Source organism: Phyllobacterium bourgognense, assembly GCF_003337575.1.
GTDB lineage: Bacteria > Pseudomonadota > Alphaproteobacteria > Rhizobiales > Rhizobiaceae > Phyllobacterium > Phyllobacterium bourgognense.
On the sequence record NZ_QPJM01000056.1, the window covers coordinates 1 to 1,444 of the forward strand.

Genomic DNA, 1,444 nt, shown 5'->3' on the forward strand with positions numbered 1-1,444 from the left:
GTGCCTGCCCACATCATTCAACAACGTGACGCCGCTGCTGCGGCACATCAGGCTTTTTCGGCCCGGTTCAGAGACTTTGACCGTTTGGCGAAAGTCTTCGAGAGTTCCGGCATTCGCACGCGCTACGCTGTCCGGCCCCTGGAATGGTATCTGGAGCCTTTGGGGTGGCCGGAAAGAAATGCCGCTTATATTGAAGGAGCGTGCAGTTTGTTCGTTTCGGCGGCCAATGCCGCCCTGGAGAAGGCAGGCATCAAGGGTAAGGACGTCGATACGGTCGTGACGGTGTCGTCAACGGGTATTGCCACGCCAAGCCTGGAAGCCCGTGTTGCCCAGCAAATGGGATTTCGCGATGATATCGAACGCGTGCCCGTTTTTGGCTTGGGCTGTGCGGGCGGTGTATCCGGGTTTTCCATTGCCTCCCGGCTTGCGCAGTCAAGACCTGGAACTGTCGTCCTGCTGGTCGCTGTTGAACTGTGCACATTGTCGTTCCGGCTGGATCAACTGACAAAAGCCAATATCGTTGCCAGCGCGCTTTTCGGGGACGGTGCGGCGGCATGCGTCCTGAAGGTTGCAGATGAGGGCATAGCCGGCGTCGAGATGTCCGGCCAGCACACCTGGCCAAACACGCTGGACATAATGGGCTGGAGCGTTGACAGACTGGGTTTCGGCGTCATTTTCGATCGCGATATTCCACCTTTTGCCGAAGAGCGCATCGCCCCGGCGATTGCCGGAATTCTCGGACGCGCGAATCTTGAACTTGCGGATATCGATCGATTTGCCTGTCATCCCGGCGGTGCCAAAGTCGTGACTGCACTGGAGACCGCGCTTTCCCTTGGTCAAGGCAGCCTGGACCATGAACGGGATGTGTTATCCGAATATGGAAATATGTCGGCCCCCACGGCGCTGTTCGTTCTCGACCGCGTCGCCGAGCCGGGTTTGCCATCCCGCACATTGCTGACAGCGATGGGCCCGGGCTTCAGCGTCAGCTGTGTTTCACTCACGAGAGCCGCATGATCGTGGCTTCCACGCTTCTCGCTTTCGTCACGATCGAGCGGCTTGGCGAACTCCTGCTCGCCAGACGCAACACCAACGCCCTGCTGGCGAAGGGAGCCTATGAGGCGGCGCCGGGTCATTATATTTTCATCGTGGCGTTGCATGCTGCCTGGCTTGCCGGCTTGTGGGTTCTTGCCTGGGACAGACCGATTGAACCCGGATGGCTTGCCGTTTTCATATTGCTGCAAGGCTTGCGGTTCTGGGTGCTCGCGTCGTTGGGCAAGCGCTGGACCACGCGTATCATCGTTTTCCCGGGAAGCCCTCTCGTCAGAACAGGCCCCTACCGCCTTCTTTCGCATCCGAATTATGTCGTCGTGATCGGAGAGATCGCCGTGCTGCCCTTGTGCTTTGGACTGGTATGGTATGCTCTCGCATTCTCCGCGCTGAATGC

Annotated in this window: 2 protein-coding genes; both read left to right on the forward strand. The window is 58.8% G+C overall.

From position 1 onward, the window contains the following. Positions 1-1,014: type III polyketide synthase (locus tag C7476_RS27750; protein WP_245426660.1), on the forward strand; the 1,014-nt coding region annotated here is incomplete at its 5' end. After that, positions 1,011-1,444 (forward strand): isoprenylcysteine carboxyl methyltransferase family protein (locus C7476_RS27755; protein ID WP_114433123.1); only part of this gene is annotated, 434 nt, incomplete at its 3' end. The genes C7476_RS27750 and C7476_RS27755, both read left to right, overlap by 4 nt.